We start from the raw sequence: 17,141 nt of genomic DNA on the forward strand, positions 1-17,141 counted from the left end.
ACTCAACCATGGTTTCGCAACTGAGGTTGAGTATTTTGGAGGAGCACTCATGTGGTGTGATCCGGCCTTCGCGCCCGTCGCCGACGCGTTCAGGGAGACGGGCGGCGGAGAAGGCGGCGCGGCCCTCGCCGTGTACGCGGGCGGGCGCATGGTCGTGGACCTCTGGCAGGGCACGGCCGACCCGGACGGCCTACGGCGCTGGGAGCGGGACACGGTCGTCAACGTCTTCTCGGTGTCCAAGGGGGTCCTGGCGACACTCGCGCACCTGTACGTCCAGCGCGGGCTGCTCGATCTGGACGCCCCCGTGGCCCGATACTGGCCCGGGTTCGCCACCGCCACCACCATCGCCGACCTGCTCGCGCACCGGTCGGGGCTGCCCGCCGTCCGCCGGGAGCTGCCGCCGGGCTCCCTGTTCGACTGGGACGCGATGACGGCCGCGCTCGCGGCCGAGAGCCCGTGGTGGACGCCGGGGGAGCGGCACGGGTATCACGCGGTGACCTTCGGCTGGCTCGTCGGCGAGGTGCTGCGCCGGGTGGGCGGGCGGCCGCTGCGCGACCTGGTCCGCGACGAGCTGGGCGTCCCCGACCTGTGGATCGGCCTGCCTACCTCGGAGGCGGGACGCGCCGCCTACCTCGCCCCGCCCCAGGCCGGGCCGGACGCCACACCGTCATCGTTGACCGGCGCCATGTCCGAGCCCGGCTCGATCACGATGCTGGCCTTCTGCAACCCGGCCGAGCAGCTCACGCCCGGTCTGGTCAACACCGCGCGCTGGCGGGCCGCCGAGATCCCCGCGTCCAACGGGCACGCCACCGCCAGGGCTCTCGCCACGCTGTACGGCAGGCTCGTGTCGTGCCGGAGGCGCGCCGGCGGTCGCGCGGGCGCGCTCCTCGGCCCCGACGTGCTCGGCCGGGCCGTCGCGCCCCGGAGCGAGGGGCGCGACGAGGTCCTGCTGGCGCAGACCAGGTTCGCGCTCGGCTACATGCTGCCCTGCGAGATCCGGCCGTTCGCGCCGAACCCGCGCGCCTTCGGGCACAGCGGCTCGGGCGGGGCGCTCGCCTTCGCCGACCCTGACGCGGGGGTCGCCCTGGCCTACACGCCGAGCCGCCTCGTCGTCAGCGCGGCCGGCCCCGACCCGAGGTGGAAGCCCATGGTCGCGGCGCTGTACGCCTGCCTCTGACGGTGGGCCGGGGCGGAAAGCGCCGCGCCTTTGACGGTCCGCCGGGGCGGACAGCGCCGCGACGCGGGCGCGCTCAGCCCCGCGCCTGCTTCTTCTGCTTGACGGCGGCGGCCAGCTCGTCCTTGCTCATCCCCGACGCACCCTCGACGCCCAGTTCCCTGGCCTGGTGCAACAGCTCGTCCTTCGTCCGCGAGCGCGGCTTGATCGGAGCGGCCAGCACCTCGGCCTTCCGCTTGCTGAAGGCCTTGCCGAGCTGCACCCGCTCCTCGAAGGGGACGGCCTTCTCCAGGACCGGGAGGATGTCGTTCTCCTCCTCCTCGACGTGGTGCGTCACCGCCTCGATCAGCTCGTGCAGCAGCGTGTCGAACTCGGGGCTCTCCGGGGCGGTCTCCAGGAGCTGGGAGATCATCTCCTCGGCCTCGTGGTGCTCCTCCGTGCCGTGGTGGACCTCCTCCTTCTCCTCGGGCTGCCGCTTGGCGAGCACGGGGTAGACCTCGTCCTCCTCGCCCTCGCTGTGGGCGATGAACTTCGCCGCCAGCTCCGCGAGGAGGGCCGGCCGGTTCTCCGGCATCCTCCGGAGCCGCTCGAACAGCGACTCCACGTCGCGGTGATCTTCTTTGATCAGGCTGATGACGTCGGTTGCCATGGGTTTCCTCCTGTGCGTGGACGCGCTCGCACTACCCGGCGTCACCGTGCTCACACCGTTCCCGGCCGGATCTCCGCGGTAGCCCGTCAGGGGCGTCGCCGCCCTTCCAGACGTAGGTCTCAGGACCAGGCGACCGCCGCCCGGCGGCGGGGGCGAGACGGACGGGACACGGGGGGCCTCGGACGGGGGCGCCGAGATGAGAGTTTCGCAGGCGCTCGATCGCGGATGACGGCGAATCCCGTCCCGTAGACTCGGCTCATGATCGAGGGAGACCGGTCGCGAAGGCGCCGAGAACCTCGGCGCGGCGACCTCAGCGTCGCTGCGATCGCCCAGCTCGCCGGGGTCTCACCGCCGACGGTCTCGAAGGTGCTGCACGGCCAGGCCGGCGTGGGGGAGAGCACCCGTCTGCGGGTGGAGGCGCTCCTGCGCGAGCACGGGTATCGCAGGCCGGTGCCCACCGGGCCGGCGCACGGCCTCGGCCTGGAGGTGGTGTTCAGCCACATGCTGGGCTCCATCGCGCTCGAGATCATGCGGGGCGTCGAGCAGGTCGCGACCTCCCGTCATCTGGTCGTCGGCTTCACCGACGTGCGCTCGCGCGTGACGGCGGGCCTGCCCTGGGTGGAGCCGTTGTTGCTGCGGCGGCCTGTGGGGGTGGTCGCCGTCGTCTCCGGGGTCACCACCGAGCACCGCGACTTGTTCGAGGCCGGTGGCGTCCCCCTCGTGGCGCTGGACCCGACCGGGGACGTGAATCCCACGCCGTCGGTGGGGTCGACCGGCTGGAGCGGTGCGCTCGCGGCCGCGCGGCACCTGCTGGAGCTGGGGCACCGGCGGATCGGCGTGATCACCGGGCCGGCCGGCTTCCTGGCCTCGCGGGCGCGGCTGGACGGGTTCCGCGCCGCTCTGGACACCGCCGGCGTCCCGTTCGACGAACGGCTCATGCGCGACGGGCCGTTCCTTTTCGAGCACGGCCGGGACCTCGGCGCGGAGCTGCTGACCCTGCCCGACCCTCCGACGGCCATCGTGTGCGGCAACGACCTGCAGGCGTTCGGCGTCTACGAGGCCGCCCGGCTCGCCGGTCTGCGTATCCCCGACGACCTCAGCGTCGTCGGGTTCGACGACATCGAGCACTGCGCCTGGGTGGCGCCGCCGTTGACCACGGTGCGCCAGCCGTTCTTCGAGATCGGCGCCACCGCCGCGCGAATCGTGCTGGCGCTGGCCGACGGGGAAAGACCGTCCGAGACGCTCGTCGAGCTCGGCACCACCCTCGTGGTTCGCGGCAGCACGGCCCCGCCCCGCCGGAACCCGAAGATCAGGAGTCCCTGGTGAGGGTCCCCTCGTAGGCGAACAGCCCGAGGTCGTCGGTGTGGCGGTAGGCGAGGGCGTCACCCTTGCGGGTGAGCACGACGTCGCCCGGGACGCACTGCGGGACGTCCTCCAGCCGGAACGTGAGCGCCGAGCCGGACGCCGCGGTCAGCCGCAGCGTGCCGTCGCACGAGTTCGCGGGCTCCTTCCACCTGCCGGACGGCTTGCCGTGCTTCAACTCGATCTCGATGTCGTACTCGCTCGTGAGGAGGCCGGCGGTGGGCGCGATGTGTCCCCGCCACTTCCCCTCGAACGCCTGCGGAATGCCCGCGGGTGCGGAGGCGGTCGCCGGGTCCGTCCCACCGGTGCCGCCGGGCTCGGGGGTGGTCGGCGTCGGGCCCGCCGCGTACGTGCTCTGGGCGGGGGCGCTCGTCAGGGGCGTGGGGGACGGGCCGCCGGACACCGCGGCCAGGCGCGGGACCAGCAGCGCGGCGGTGATCCCGAGAGCCGCGACGGCGGCGCCGGCCCCGGCCAGGACCCGGGTGCGCGATCCGCCCCGGCGGCCACCGGGAACGGTGTCGGCCGCTCCGTGCACCCCGGCCGTACCGTGCTCCCCGGCCGCCCCGTGCGCCCCGGCCGTACCGTGCTCCCGGTTGGCACCGTGGTGCCCGACGGGACCCGCCGACGGCGAGGCCGCCGTCCACGGAGACGGATCGTACGGCTGCGCGGGCCCGCCGGGAGCGACGCCGTTCGCCGTCGCGCCCGTACGCACCGGGCCGGGCGCGGAGCCGACCAGTTCGAGCAGCAGGTCGCGGGCGGCGGGGCGGGCGGCGGGGTCCTTGGCGAGGCAGCGTTCGACCAGCGCGCGCAGGGGCGGGGGCACCGGCGTCAGGTCGGGGAAGGTCGTCATGATCCGGTGCAGCACGGCGGCGACGTTGCCGGCGCCGAACGCCGCCCGGCCGCTGGCGGCGAAGACGATCGTCGCTCCCCACGCGAACACGTCGGAGGCGGGGGTGGCCGGATGCCCCGCGATCTGCTCGGGCGCCAGGTAGGCCGGGGTGCCCACCGGGCCCGCGGTCATCGTCTCGCTCTCGCCCTGGCGCGCGATGCCGAAGTCGACCACACGGGGACCGTCAGGCCCCAGCAGCACGTTGCCCGGCTTCAAGTCGCGGTGCACGATGCCCGCGCCGTGGATCGCCGCCAGTGCGGTCGCCGTCCCCACCGCGAGTCGTTCCAGCTCGCCTCCGCGCAGCGGCCCCGACGCGGTCACCCGCTGCTGCAGCGAGGGGCCGTCGACGAACTCGCTCACGACGTACGGCTCGCGCCCGTCCACCATCGCCGTGATCACCCTGGCGGTGCAGAAGGGAGCGACGCCGCGCAGGACGTCGAGTTCGCGCGCCAGCCGTGCCCGGACGACGGGGTCGAGCCCGGTCTTGAGCACCTTCACCGCGACCGGAGCGCCGTCGGGCGCATAACCCAGGTAGACGACGCCTTGGCCGCCCTCGCCGAGACGTCCGCTGATACGGAACCCGCCGAGCGTGCGCGGGTCGTCGGGCTCAAGGGGGGCGACCATGGTCACACGGTAGCGATCCCGCGGCCGTTCCGGGATCAGAGCAGGCGGGGGTTCACCGCCTCGGCGAGCGCGAGCCGCCCGGCGTCGCTCAGGTGCAGGTGATCGCCCGAGTCGTACGAGACGGCCAGCTGCTCGGGGAACTCGGGGTCGCGTACGGCCCGGTCGAAGTCGAGGACGGCGTCGAACACCCCGCTCGTGCGGATCCAGGTGTTCAGCCGCTGCCTGATCTCCTCGCGCTCCGGAGTCCAGGTGCTCCAGCCGTAGAAGGGGGTGAGCGTGGCGCCCAGCACCTTGACATTGCGGGCGTGCGCCTCGCGGATCAACCTCTTGTATCCGTAGGCGAGCGGCTTGATCGAGGTGTAGTCGCCCCGGGCGATGTCGTTGATCCCCTCGTAGACCACCACGGTGCGCACCCCCGGCTGGGACAGCGCGTCGCGGTAGAACCGGCTGAGACCGCTCGGGCCGACGTTGGGGCGCAGCAGCCGGTTCCCGGCGATGCCGGCGTTGAGCACCCCCAACCGCCGCGATGGCGACTGATGGGCCAGCCTCTGCCGCAGGTAGTCGGTCCAGCGGCGGTTGGCGTCGACGGCCTGGCCCGCGCCGTCGGTGATCGAGTCGCCGAACGCGACCAACGAACCGACCGTGGCCCCGCCCGCCTCGACCGCGATCCGGTCGAGGAAATACCACTGCGTGCTGGTGTAGGTGAACCCCGCGCCGCTCTCCTCCGCCGTGTGGTCCCCCGGGTCCGACAGGTAGGTGGTGCTGTAGGCGCGTTCGTGCCCGGTCACACCCCTGACCGTCCCGGGCAGGTGGAGGCTGACGACCAGGGCGGAGCCGCCGGCGATACGGCCCGGGATCGGGTCGCTCCAGACGGCCTGGCCCGGTGGCACCCTCACCGAGGCGCCCTTGCGGAAGGTCACCGGCCGGTTGGTCCCCGCGAGGATCTCGGCGCCGTACGCCTGGACGCCCACGTGCACGTTCGCGAACGTCACCGGCGCCGCCCCGAAGACGTTGGACAGGCGCAGGCGCATGCCGGCGCCGCCGACGCTGGCGCGCACGACCATCCGCACGGTCTGCCCGCCGAGGGCCGCCGTGATCCGGTCGGTCGAGGTGGTCCACGCGCCGACCAGGCGGTGCTGCACGGGCGAGTCGCCATCGGGCTTCGGCGCGGCCGCGCGGTGCCTGCGGGTCGCCGAGGCCGCCGCGAGTCCCCGGGCGGCGGAGGACGAAGCGGCGGAGGACGAAGCGGCCGCGGTGCTCGCGGCCGTGAGGGACTCCGCGTGGACCGGCGCCGTGGGAAGCGCCGCGGTCCCGCCGCTGACGGCGAGGGCGAGAGCGGCCATGGTCAACCGGTGAGCCGGCCGTGCCATCCGGGTCCTCCATTGGGGTGTGGCTGCCTGGTGCGGGTCCGTGGCGGCCCCGCTTCCGATCACTCCGCCGAGACCGCTGATCGAGAAGCGTCCGCGACGCCATACATTACGGCTGTTTGGCGAACACTGGGGAAGAACTTGACCGTCAGGCGTAACAGTCGCTCCCATTCTGGTTGAATCGCGACTGTAGCCTTGCCCGTTCTCCGAGCCGTCCGACGTCGACCGCACGCCCTGGAGGACCTGACGGATGCTCCCGTCCACGCGCGACGACGACGTCCCCGGCGTACGGCCGCCCGCTCGCCGGCGTGGTTCATCGCTGGCCGCGCCCGCCCTCGCGGGTGTCGCGGCGGCCGTGGCGAGCGCGCTCGGCACCTCCCTCGACATATGGACGCTGCCGGTGCCCGCCCGCGTGGTGATCACCGTGGTGGCGGCGGCGCTCGTCGGCGCCCTGACCTGGGCCACGCTCGCGCCCTCGTCGGCGGTGTCCGGCCCGCGGGCGGCGAGAGGGACGCCGCCGCCCGCCGAGCTGCCGCCGGTCATCGCGCACTTCACCGGCCGGCGTGAGGTGCTGGCGGAGCTGCACGAGCAGTTCGCCGTAGGAGGCCGTCCTTCCGCGGGCGACCGGGACGCCCCACTGGTCGTGTCGCTCTACGGGCGGGCAGGCGTCGGCAAGTCCGCGCTGGCCGCGCGGTTCGCCCACGAGGTCATCGGCGAGTTCCCGGACGGCCAGCTCTACTTCGATCTGCGGGGCGCGGACGGCGCGGTGCGGCCCGAGGAGGTGCTCGCCGCGTTCCTGCGGGCCCTCGGCGTCCGGCTGACCACCGACCCCGGCGGCCTCGCCGAGCTGCAGAAGCTCTGGTGGACGTGGACCAAGGATCTGCGCGTCCTGATATTCCTCGACAACGCGCAGAGCGCCGAGCAGGTCAGGGTCCTGATCCCGCCGGAGCCGGGCTGCGCCGTGATCGTCACCTCCCGGCAGCCGCTGTTCCTGCGCAACCGCTACGACCGGCAGCTCGCCGTCTTCACCGAGGCGCAGGGGGTCGAGCTGCTCGCCCGGCTCGCCGGAGACGAGCGCGTCGCCGCCGACCTCGACTCCGCCCTCGCGATCGTCCGGCTGTGCGATCGGCTGCCGCTCGCCATCAGCATCTGCGGCGGGCGCCTGGCGACCAGGGATAGGTGGTCACTGCGGGAGCTGGCCGACCGGCTCGCCGACGAGCGGCGCAGGCTCGGCCAGCTCGAGGTCGGCGCGCAGATCGACCGCAGCGTGCGGGCCTCGCTGCAGCTCAGCTACGACGACTGCACCGGCATCCAGCGCCGGTTGCTGCGCCTGCTCGGCCTGCTGCCGGCGCCCGACATGCAGGCGTGGGTGGCGGGCGACCTGCTGGGCGCCTCGGAGCTCGACGGCGCCGACCAGCTGGAGGCGCTGGTGGACGCGCAGCTCGCCGAGTGCTCGGGCCGCGACGTCACGGGCCGGATGCGCTACCGCCTGCACGACCTCGTCCGGCTGTTCGCCCGCGAGGTCGCCGTACGGGAGGAGCCGGAGGAGCGCCGCCGCGCGGCCGTCGAGCGGGTCCTGTACGGCTACCGCCGCCGCGCCGAGAGCGCCGCCACCGAGCGCTGGCCCCAGGACTGGCGGCGGCGCGGCGTACGCGCCGGCGGCGAGAGCGGCGACAGCGGCGAGATCTCCTCGGCCGCCTGGTTCACGGCCGAGCGGCTCGCCCTGCTGTCGGCCGTCCACATGGCCAGGTCGCAGGAGCTGTGGGACCTGGCCTGGGCGACCGGGCGGGCCTTCTGCTCGCTGTGCCACTCGCTGCGCGCGTACTGGTCCGACTGGCGGGAGGTCGCCGACCTGGTCTGCGAGGCCGCCGAACGGACCGGCGACCTCAGGGCCGTGGGAATCGCGCTGATGGAACGGGCGGCGGTCGTGGGCGGCAGCGGACGGTCCGCCGCGGCGAGGGCGGACGCCGAGCGGGCGCTGGAGCTCTTCACCGGCCTGGGGGAGTCGTGGTGGGCGGCGCGGGCCATGCGGACGGTCGGGATGACGCTGTTCGGCGAGGGCAACCTCGACCGCGGGCAGGGGTACCTCACCGGTGCGATCAGCGCGTTCAGGGCCGAGGACGACCGCTGGTGGCAGGCGCGCACCCAGCGCAACCTGGCCGAGCTGCGCCTGGCCCAGGGCAGGCTCGCCGAGGCGAGGGGGCTCCTCGAGGACTCTCTCGCGGTCTTCGAGAGCGGGGGCAACCGCTATTCGGAGGCGCAGACCCAGCGGGTGCTCGGAGAGGTGCTGGCCGCCGAGGCGCGCGAGCTGCTCAGGGCCGGGGACGCCTCGGCGGCGGAGCGCAGGTTCGTCCTGGCGGGCAACGCCCTCCGCTTCGCCGTCCGGGCGTTCCACGAACGCGGTGAAGAGTGGGAGGAGGCCCGCTGCCTGCGCGCCGCCGGAGAGATCGGCGACCCGCAGGGCGGCCTGCGCGAGTACGCCGGGGTGCGCCTGGCGAAGGAGACACTCGAGAAGCTCGGGGACCCCTGGGGCGTGGCCAGGACCCGGTTGTCGGAGGGCGCGGCGCTGGCCCGGCTGGGGCGTGCGGGCGAGGCGGTCGCCGCGCTGCGCGAGGCCGTAGGGGAGTTCGCGGAGCTGGGCGACCGCTGGTGGCAGGCCCGCGGGCTCCGCACGCTCGGCGAGGTGCTGCTGGAGGCGGGCCGCGGAGACGAGGCGTACGAGCCCGTCGCCGAGGCCCTGGAGATCTACCGCAGCCTCGGCAACGAGGCGGGCGTCTCGCGCGCCCGGACCCTGCTTGACCGCGTCACCCCGTCCTGATCCTGCGGTCTCGCACATCACGCGCCTCGTTCTTCCAGGAAGGGACGTTGAGGCGGGTAGCGGGATCGATGCGACAGGGGGTGCAGATCTTCACTCTGCACTCATTCTTCCGTCATAGAGGGACGGATAGGCTCGGCATGATGAATGCATACGAGCGTTGGATCGTTCTGGAAGGCGCGGCGAACGTACGGGACCTCGGCGGGCTGCCCACCGCGGACGGCGGGACCACGGTGCCCGGCCGGATCCTGCGGGCCGACAACCTGCAGGGCCTGACCGAGGGTGACGTGACACTGCTCGTGGGCGACCTCAAGCTGCGGCACGTGGTCGACCTGCGGTCGGAGACCGAGGTACGCCTGGAGGGGCCCGGTCCGCTGACCCTCCTCCCGGAGGTCGGCATCCACCACCACAGCCTGTTCGCGGAGGGCGGGCACCTCACCGACGTCGAGGCCGACACCATCGACGACAGGGCCCTGCCGTGGCAGGGCGAGCGGGACGAGGAGGACCTGGCCGAACTCCGCGTGACCGGCTACTACTACGGATATCTGCGCGACCGGCCCGACTCGGTGGTGGCCGCCCTGCGGGTGCTCGCCCGTGACGACGGCATGGCCGTGGTCCACTGCGCGGCGGGCAAGGACCGCACCGGAGTGGTCTGCGCCCTGGCGCTCGCCGTCGCGGGCGCCACCCGGGAGGCGATCGTCGAGGACTACGTCGCCACCGGCCAACGGCTGGAGGGCATCCTCGCCCGGCTGCGCGCCAGCCGCACCTATCGTGAGGATCTCGACTCGAAGCCGGCCGACAGCCACCTGCCGCGGCCCGAGTACATGGACAAGTTCCTGTCGACGCTGGACGACCGGTTCGACGGCCCCCTCGGCTGGCTGCACACCCACGGCTGGACCGACGCCGACACCGACGCGCTGCGCGCCCGCCTCCGCGACTGACCCCCGCCGCCGCCGGAAGCGGGGTCAGGTGAGGGTTTCGCCGCCGTCGACGGTGATGACCTGGCCGGTCACGTAGTTGTTGGCCATGAGGAAGACAGCCGCGGCGGCGGCCTCCTCGGCGGTGCCGAAGCGGCCGAGAGGGGCGGACGTTCCGGCGGCGGCGACCGCGTCGTCGGAGTCCAGCCCCGGCCGTGAGCGCAGGAGCGGGGTGTCGATCCGGCCGTAGCGGACGGTGTTCACGCGCACCCGTGCGGGGGCGAGCTCCACGGCGAGGGCCCTGGTGAGGGTCTCCACGGCGCCGGCGAGGGACAGCGGGACGGTCATCCCGGGATAAGGGCGGACCACGAGGATGCCCGAGCTGAACGTGAGCGAGCCTCCCGCGGGAAGCCGGGCCGCCGCCGCGCGGGCGACGGCGAAGACCGTCTGGAGGGGGCCCGAGCCGAGGGTCGTGCGGATGTCGTCGGCCGACAGCGCGGTCAGGGGGCCGATGCCGCTGAGGCCGCCGGCGGTGACGTACACGTGGTCGACGTGACCCGCCCTGTCGAAGGCCTCGGCGAGGGTCTGCTCGTCTCCACCGTCGCCGGGAACGCCCAGCACGGCGTCGTCGGAGTCTTCGGCCGAGCCCGCACCGTGCACCCGGGAAACACCGCGCACCCGGGAGACGGCGGCCTTCAGCCGGTCGGGGTCGCGGCCGACCAGCACGACGCGGGCGCCGACCGAACGCAGCAGGACGCCCGCCGCCAGCCCGATGCCGGAGCTTCCGCCGATGAGGACGGCGGTCGTGCCGGAGAGGGCGCTCGGCAGCGACGGCCGGACGGGAATGGGTGTCGCAGTGCTCATGAGAGAGCCTTTCAGTGAAATAAACCATCTGGTTGTTTTATTGCTGATCCGATACTGCCGCCTGGACGGAGAGGAGTCAACCGGATGGTTTAATTCGTTCATGGCCTACGACGCGGAGGACACCAGACGGCGGATCTTCGACGCCGCCGCCGCCGAGTTCGCCGAGCACGGCCTGGCCGGGGCCAGGGTGGACCGCATCGCGACGGCCGCCAAGGCCAACAAGCAGGCCATCTACCTGTATTACGGCAGCAAGGAGAAGCTGTTCGCCGCCGTCCTGCGGGCGAAGCTGGAGGAGGTCCGCGTCTCCGTCTCCATCGATCCCGACGCGGTGGCCCAGTCGGTCGGGCAGATGTTCGACTGGTACCGGGAACACCCGGAGCTGATCAGGCTGCTGCTGTGGGAGGCGCTGGAGGCGTGCGACGAACCCGGCGAGAGTGAGCGGGAGCGGCGTGACGCTTTCCGCGAGAAGGTCGACCAACTCGTGGACGCGGGCGCGGTCAACCACCTTCCCGAGAACGCGCGGGTCCGCGCCTGTCAGGACCTGCTGTTCACCATCATGGGGCTGATCTCCTGGAACTTCGCGGTGCCCGGGATGTGCCGCCTCGTTCTGGACGAGGAGACTGAGCAGGCCGCCCTGGCCCGCCGTCGCGAGACGGTGATGGAAGTCGCCCGCAGGCTTGCCACCGCCCCGGGCGTCCCGGCGGCGCGGGCCCCGGAGTGAGCCGGCGCTATTCCTCCCGATCGGGAAGGGTGACCACCTGGCCGCGGGCGGCCGAGAGGGCGGCGGCCTCCAGGACGGCGATGGCCTCTGCGGCGTCGTCAGGCTCGACCGGGGGCGGCGCGCCGTCCCGCAGGCAGGCCACGACGCCCTCGTAGAACCGCTGGTACGCCCCGGGCTCGGTGGGGACCGGGCGGGCGTCGCCCTCGACCCCGAGTGTGCCCCAGCCTCCCGAGGCCTCCGCGCCCCATCCGGTGCCCGCACCGGAACTCCTGCCCGGGCCGAAGTCGGCGGCGTCCGGGCGTTCGCCCGCCCGCAGGCGTTCCTCCTGGGGGTCCAGCCCCCACTTGACGTACGACGCGCGGGAGCCGAGCACCCGGAACCTCGGGCCGAGGTTCGCGGCCACCGCGCTCATCCACAGGTGCGAGCGGGTCCCGCTCCGGTGGGTCAGCGCGACGAACGCGTCGTCGTCGTTGCGCACCCCGGCCCGCCTGACGTCGGTCTCCGCGTACACCTGGGAGACCGGGCCGAACAACCGCAGGGCCTGGTCCACCAGATGGCTGCCGAGGTCGTAGAGAGTGCCGCCGATCTCCTCCGGGCCGCCCGACTCGCGCCAGCCGCCCTTGGCCAGCGGCCGCCACCGCTCGAACCGCGACTCGAACCGGTGGACCTCGCCCAGCTCGGGCAGCAGCCGGCGCAGCGTGAGGAAATCGCCGTCCCAGCGCCGGTTCTGGAAGACCGTCAGCATCAGCCCACGGTCGCGCGCGAGCCGTACGAGGTCGCGGGCCTCCGCGGCGGCGCCGGCCAGCGGCTTGTCGACGACCACGGGAAGCCCGGCCTTGAGCGCCTCGGTCGCCAGGGGCACGTGCGTGCGGTTCGGCGTCGCGATCACCACGAGATCGCAGCGGTCCCACAGGTCGTCCGCGGCGGGCACGACGTCCGCGCCGGGGTGCTCGGCGCGGACGCGCTCGGCCCTGGCGGGGTCGCGGGTGACGACGGCGGTGAGGCGCAGTCCTGGCGTGGCGGCGATCAGCGGCGCGTGGAAAAAAGATCCGGCCGGACCGAAACCAGCCAATCCGACGCGAATTCCGGGGGAATCTGAGGGCGGCATGAGGGGCGAGGCGTCCTTCGGATGGGTCGGGGCGGGGGTTCCGCGGTGGCTCAGGTGTCGCGGTCGTCCCGTTCGGCGAGGAACGCCTCGAACTGGGCGGCGAGCTCGTCGCCCGTGGGCATCTGCGCCTCCTCTGCCAGCAGGCTCTCCCGTTCGGCGCCCGACTGGAACGCGTCGTACTGCTGCTCCAGGCCGTGGATGGCGCCGGCGAGCTCCTCGGACGCCGCGATCTGCTCCTCGATCTCGGTGTTGGTCTTGTCGGCCGCGTCCCTGAGCGCGTCCGTGGGGAAGACCAGCCCGGTGCCGCGGGTGACGGCCTCCAGCGCCGTCACGGCGGCCTGCGGGTACTCCGCCTGGGCGAGATAGTGGGGCACGTGGACGGCGTAGCCGAGCGCGTCGTGACCCTTCGCCCCGAGCCGGAACTCGATGAGCGCGGCGAGGCTCCCCGGCACGCGGACCTTGCCGAAGGGGCTGGTCTGCCCGTGGACGAGGTCGGGGCGCGTGGCGTGGGCCGTCATGCCGAGCGGCCGGGTGTGCGGGACGCCCATCGGGATGCCGTGGACGGTCACCAGCCTGCTGATGTTGAGCCGGGTCACCAGCATGCCGACGGCCTCGGTGAACAGCTCCCACTCCCGGTCCGGCTCCGGGCCGTTCAGGATGAGGAACGGCGTGCCTGTGACGTCCTTGGTCAGGTAGACCGCCAGCTCAGGAGTGTCGTAGTCGCTCCAGTGATCGGTGTCGAAGGTCATCGCCGGGCGGCGGGACCGGTAGTCGAGCAGCCGGTCCACGTCGAAGGTCGCGATGACCCGGTGCTCCAGTTCGGCGAGGAGGTGCCCCAGGGCCAGCCGCCCGGCGGCGCCGGCGTCGACGAACCCCTCGAAGTGGTAGAGCAGCACCGGATCGGTCAGCTCGGGCAGGTCCCCGTCGAGCCGATAGAGATCCGTGGGGTCGGACACGTGTCCCAGCCTTTCTCACGAAGTCTTTACCTAGTGAACCTACGGGACCCCCGGTCGATTCCGTGCTTGTTCCGTGCTCGATTCCGGAGGGGTAGCGGCGACCTTACCGTTGGACTATGGGGAACATGGAGCCGGACCCTGAGCTGGAGGAGTTCGCCACCAGGCTCTTCGATCTCGCGAGGTCGGGGCGGACCGAGGCGCTGTGCGCGTACGTCGACGCGGGCGTGCCCGTCGACCTGCGCAACCAGAAGGGCGACACCCTGCTCATGCTGGCGGCCTACCACGGGCACGCCGCCACGGTGCGCGCCCTGGGCGAGCGGGGCGCGGACCCCGACCTCGCCAACGACCGCGGGCAGACCCCGCTCGCCGGTGCGGTGTTCAAGAGGAGCCCGAGGTCGTGCGGGCGTTGCTGGAGCTGGGAGCCGATCGCTACGCCGGGATGCCGTCGGCCGTCGACGCCGCCCGCATGTTCGGGGACGCGGAGATCGTCACCCTCATCGAGGAATCATCCGGCTGAGCAGATCTGTCCGGCCGATGTGTCCGTAATTATGGTAAGGCTGGCGCCGATCATCTGGTAGGACCATGCTTGTCGGATGGCTACTGCGAAAGCGGATTCCCTCAGTGGGCGCCCCCTCCGCCTTCCCTCGCTCACCTGCCCCTTCCCGAGTGCGGTGAACCCGCACGTCGACGAGGTGAACCGAGACACGCTGGCCTGGCTGGCCGCCTCCGGCATGATCGCCGACGACGACCAGCTCGAGCGTTTCCGGCTCGCTCGTTACGGATGGCTCGGCGCCCGGACCTACCCGTACGCGTCCCGGGAACTGTGCCAGCTCGTCACGGACTGGTGCGTGTGGCTGTTCGCGTTCGACGACGCCTACTGCGAGTCGGACCGGCGGGCGGCCGAGATCGCCCGGGCCCTGCCCCAGCTCTACAGCGTGGTCGAGGACAACGAGGGGGACGAACCGGTCGAGAACGTCTTCGCCCGCGCGCTCCTCGACATCAAGACGCGGATCTGGAAACACGGCACCGCCGACCAGCTCGACCGGTGGCGCGCGACGACCAAGGACTATCTGTTCGCCCAGGTCTGGGAGGCCGCCAACCGGGAGGACGACGTCGTTCCCACGATCGACGACTACATCTTCATGCGCCGCAGGACCGGCGCGATGCTCACCGTCTTCGCGCTGATCGACGTGGCCGCGGAGGTCTGCCTCACGATGGACGAGTGGCGCCATCCGGTGGTGCACGAGATGACCGAGCACGCCAACGACGTGGTCGTCTGGGACAACGACCTCATCTCGTACGCCAAGGAGCGAGGCGAGGCGAACATCCGCAACAACCTCGTCAGCGTGCTGGTCGGGCACACCGGCTGCACGGTCCAGGAGGCGATGGACCGGATCGGAGCGATGCGCGACGAGGCGGTCGCCGCGATGGCGGCGCTCACCCCGGCCACCGAGGCGCTCGGCTCGCCCGCCGTCGACGCGTACGTGAACGGCCTGCAGTACTGGATCAGCGGCAGCGTGGACTACTCGCTGACCAGCTCCCGGTACGTCGGCGCCTGGCAGTGACGTCGAACCCGGTCAGTCCAGGTGGAAGTCGTCGAGGTCGTCCAGCGCGTACTCGACGAGGTCGCCCAGGCTGAACCGGGTCCCGACGGCGTACGCCTCGTCGTAGGCGGCGTCGCCGATCAGCTTCTTGCACTCCTTGACGCACTGCTCGTGCTCGGTCGTGAAGAACGGCGACCCGAACTGGGGCAGCCCGAAGGTCCGCCAGTTGGCCTGGGCCGCCCCGAGGAGGGTCGCCGTCCGTTCCGGCTCACCGGCCTCGAGGTTCAGGGTCGCGAGGTTGTCCACGCACAGGACGATCCCGAGCACGTCGTGGAAGTGCCGCTTGATGCGCAGCGCCTCCTTGCACGCCACCAGCGCCTCGTCGCGCCTGCCGGTCGCCCGGTGGACGAGGGAGGAGACGTACCAGGCGTAGGACCGCAGCCACAGCTCGCCGCGCTCCTGGCAGACCTGCAGGCAGTCGACGAGCAGCGTCTCCGCCTCCTCGAACTCGCCCTGCGCGAGCAGCACCATGGACAGCTCGACGATCGCCGGCAGCAGGCCCGGGTTCAGCTCCCGGCCGCCGCGGTGGAACTCGATCGCGACGCCGAGCAGCGCGGTCGCCTTCTTCGCGTCGCCCTGCAGCATGGCCGCGGTGCCCTGCATCTTGGTCGCGAGCAGCACCGCGCCCGAGTCGCCCACGCGCACCGCGTCGGTGCTGCACTGCTCGGCCGCGGCGAGCGCGCCGGCCATGTCGCCCTGGGCGCTGCGGATGTAGGCCAGCACCCACAGGGCCTTGCAGCGTTCCTTGCTGGGCGAGGAGCTGGCCTTGAGCGCGCGCTCCAGGTAGATCACGCCCTCACGGGCGAAGCCGCAGGAGACCCACAGGAACCACAGCGCCGACAGCAGCTCGAGGCCGATGCGCTCCTCGCCGGGGGTGGACAGGCAGTAGTCGAGGGCGACGCGGATGTTGTCGTGCTCCTGGCGCATCCGCGTGTACCAGTGGACCTGGCGCGGTCCCGACCACGAGTGTTCGCTGCGCTCGGCGAGCTGGAGGTAGTAGTCGCGGTGGCGGCGACGCAGGTCCTGCGTCTCGCCGAGCTTGTCCAGCCACTCGCCGCCGTACTGCCGCAGCGTGTCGATCAGCCGGTAGCGCTGACCGGCCGGAGTGGGGAAGCTCAGCAGGACCGACTTGTCGACCAGGCCGCCGATCACGTCGAGGATCCGCTCGGCGGGCAGGGCGTCGCCGGCGCAGACGTGCCGGGCCGCCTCCAGCTCGAAGTCGCCGGCGAACACCGACAGCCGCGCCCATAACAGCCGCTCGGCCGGTTCGCACAGCTCGTGGCTCCAGCCGATCGCCGCGCGCAGCGTCTGGTGGCGCGGCAGCGCCGTACGGCTGGCTCCGGCGAGCAGGCTGAACCGGTCGGCGAGCAGCGCGAGGATCTGCTCGACCGACAGCGTGCGCAGGCGCACGGCGGCCAGTTCGATGGCCAGCGGGATCCCGTCGAGGCGGCGGCACAGCTCGGCGACGGCCGTGATGTTGTCCTCGTCCACCCCGAAGTCGGGCACGACGGCGGAGGCCCGCGCGCCGAACAGCTCGACGGCCTCGTTGGTGAACGCGTTGTCCGAGGGGTTGTCGCCGGGCACGGTCAGCGGCGGCACGGCGGCCGTGTACTCGCCCGGCGCGTTGAGCGACCGCCGGCTGGTCGCGAGGATGCGCAGGTGCGGCGCCGTGTTGAGCAGTTCCTGGGTGAGCTGGGCGCACGCGTCGACCAGGTGCTCACAGGTGTCCAGGATGAGCAGGAGCTCCCGTTCGGCCAGCCATTCGGCGAGGGTGTCCGCCCCTCCGCGCGGCGACTGGTCGGCGATGCCGAGCGCGGCCGTGATCGTGTGGTAGACCATCGCGGGGTCCTGCAGCCGGGCCAGGTCGACGTACCAGACGCCGTCCCTGAACTGCCGTCGCACCTGGTGCGCGAGACGCAGCGCGGTGCGCGACTTGCCGACCCCGCCGATGCCCGTCACGGTGATCAGCCGGTACTCCTGCAGCCTCTGTCGCAGCGATGCGAGCAACCGCGTCCGCCCGACGAAGCTGGTCAGCTCCACGGGCAGGTTGCCCTCTTGCCGCCATCCTGCTGGCGTTGCCATGCCGCCTCA

At 72.6% G+C, this 17,141-nt stretch carries 14 protein-coding genes; 7 read left to right on the forward strand and 7 right to left on the reverse strand.

Going from position 1 to position 17,141, the window contains the following annotated elements:
• Nucleotides 1-49: 49 nt before the first annotated feature.
• Complete coding sequence (locus QSK36_RS01600) at nucleotides 50-1,177, forward strand: serine hydrolase domain-containing protein (protein WP_285781077.1); 1,128 nt, start codon at nucleotides 50-52, stop codon at nucleotides 1,175-1,177.
• Nucleotides 1,178-1,250: 73 nt separating this feature from the next.
• On the opposite strand, the gene QSK36_RS01605 is transcribed toward QSK36_RS01600, so the two are convergent.
• On the reverse strand, nucleotides 1,251-1,823 hold the full coding sequence (locus QSK36_RS01605; RefSeq protein WP_285781078.1) for a hemerythrin domain-containing protein: 573 nt from the start codon (nucleotides 1,821-1,823) through the stop codon (nucleotides 1,251-1,253).
• A 258-nt stretch (nucleotides 1,824-2,081) separates the two neighbouring features.
• Here QSK36_RS01605 and QSK36_RS01610 point away from each other — a divergent pair, with 258 nt between their 5' ends.
• Entirely contained in the window at nucleotides 2,082-3,149 is a 1,068-nt protein-coding gene (locus tag QSK36_RS01610) for a LacI family DNA-binding transcriptional regulator (protein ID WP_285781079.1), read from the forward strand.
• Here QSK36_RS01610 and QSK36_RS01615 read toward each other — a convergent pair.
• Together QSK36_RS01615 and QSK36_RS01620 are read right to left on the reverse strand one after the other, a co-directional pair.
• Entirely contained in the window at nucleotides 3,133-4,698 is a 1,566-nt protein-coding gene (locus QSK36_RS01615) for a serine/threonine-protein kinase (RefSeq protein WP_285781080.1), read from the reverse strand. The genes QSK36_RS01610 and QSK36_RS01615 overlap by 17 nt on opposite strands.
• Nucleotides 4,699-4,733: 35 nt before the next feature.
• Nucleotides 4,734-6,068 (reverse strand): SGNH/GDSL hydrolase family protein, encoded by a 1,335-nt coding sequence (locus QSK36_RS01620; RefSeq protein WP_285781081.1) that lies wholly within the window; start codon nucleotides 6,066-6,068, stop codon nucleotides 4,734-4,736.
• Nucleotides 6,069-6,315: 247 nt separating this feature from the next.
• On the opposite strand from QSK36_RS01620, the gene QSK36_RS01625 reads away from it, so the two are divergent.
• Both QSK36_RS01625 and QSK36_RS01630 read left to right on the forward strand, forming a co-directional pair.
• Entirely contained in the window at nucleotides 6,316-8,883 is a 2,568-nt protein-coding gene (locus tag QSK36_RS01625; protein WP_285781082.1) for an ATP-binding protein, read from the forward strand.
• A gap of 140 nt (nucleotides 8,884-9,023) precedes the next feature.
• Entirely contained in the window at nucleotides 9,024-9,821 is a 798-nt protein-coding gene (locus QSK36_RS01630) for a tyrosine-protein phosphatase (protein ID WP_285781083.1), read from the forward strand.
• Between the two features lie 24 nt (nucleotides 9,822-9,845).
• Here QSK36_RS01630 and QSK36_RS01635 read toward each other — a convergent pair whose 3' ends face one another.
• Nucleotides 9,846-10,661 carry an SDR family oxidoreductase gene (locus tag QSK36_RS01635; RefSeq protein WP_285781084.1) on the reverse strand — a complete coding sequence of 272 codons (816 nt, stop codon included), beginning with the start codon at nucleotides 10,659-10,661 and terminating at the stop codon, nucleotides 9,846-9,848.
• A 100-nt stretch (nucleotides 10,662-10,761) separates the two neighbouring features.
• On the opposite strand from QSK36_RS01635, the gene QSK36_RS01640 reads away from it, so the two are divergent.
• Nucleotides 10,762-11,382 carry a TetR/AcrR family transcriptional regulator gene (locus QSK36_RS01640; protein WP_183536118.1) on the forward strand — a complete coding sequence of 207 codons (621 nt, stop codon included), beginning with the start codon at nucleotides 10,762-10,764 and terminating at the stop codon, nucleotides 11,380-11,382.
• Nucleotides 11,383-11,389: 7 nt separating this feature from the next.
• On the opposite strand, the gene QSK36_RS01645 is transcribed toward QSK36_RS01640, so the two are convergent.
• Complete coding sequence (locus QSK36_RS01645) at nucleotides 11,390-12,490, reverse strand: Gfo/Idh/MocA family oxidoreductase (protein ID WP_183536120.1); 1,101 nt, start codon at nucleotides 12,488-12,490, stop codon at nucleotides 11,390-11,392.
• A gap of 50 nt (nucleotides 12,491-12,540) precedes the next feature.
• On the reverse strand, nucleotides 12,541-13,446 hold the full coding sequence (locus QSK36_RS01650; protein WP_182901476.1) for a proteasome assembly chaperone family protein: 906 nt from the start codon (nucleotides 13,444-13,446) through the stop codon (nucleotides 12,541-12,543).
• Between the two features lie 116 nt (nucleotides 13,447-13,562).
• Here QSK36_RS01650 and QSK36_RS01655 point away from each other — a divergent pair, with 116 nt between their 5' ends.
• Both QSK36_RS01655 and QSK36_RS01660 read left to right on the forward strand, forming a co-directional pair.
• Entirely contained in the window at nucleotides 13,563-14,024 is a 462-nt protein-coding gene (locus tag QSK36_RS01655) for an ankyrin repeat domain-containing protein (RefSeq protein WP_502883273.1), read from the forward strand.
• A gap of 114 nt (nucleotides 14,025-14,138) precedes the next feature.
• Nucleotides 14,139-15,011 carry a 4-epi-cubebol synthase gene (locus tag QSK36_RS01660; protein WP_182901474.1) on the forward strand — a complete coding sequence of 291 codons (873 nt, stop codon included), beginning with the start codon at nucleotides 14,139-14,141 and terminating at the stop codon, nucleotides 15,009-15,011.
• Nucleotides 15,012-15,023: 12 nt separating this feature from the next.
• Here the strand turns inward: QSK36_RS01660 and QSK36_RS01665 are convergent, their stop codons facing one another.
• Entirely contained in the window at nucleotides 15,024-17,132 is a 2,109-nt protein-coding gene (locus QSK36_RS01665; RefSeq protein WP_285781085.1) for an ATP-binding protein, read from the reverse strand.
• Nucleotides 17,133-17,141 lie beyond the last annotated feature (9 nt).

It is taken from the genome of Microbispora sp. NBRC 16548 (assembly GCF_030268985.1).
GTDB classification, from domain to species: domain Bacteria; phylum Actinomycetota; class Actinomycetes; order Streptosporangiales; family Streptosporangiaceae; genus Microbispora; species Microbispora catharanthi.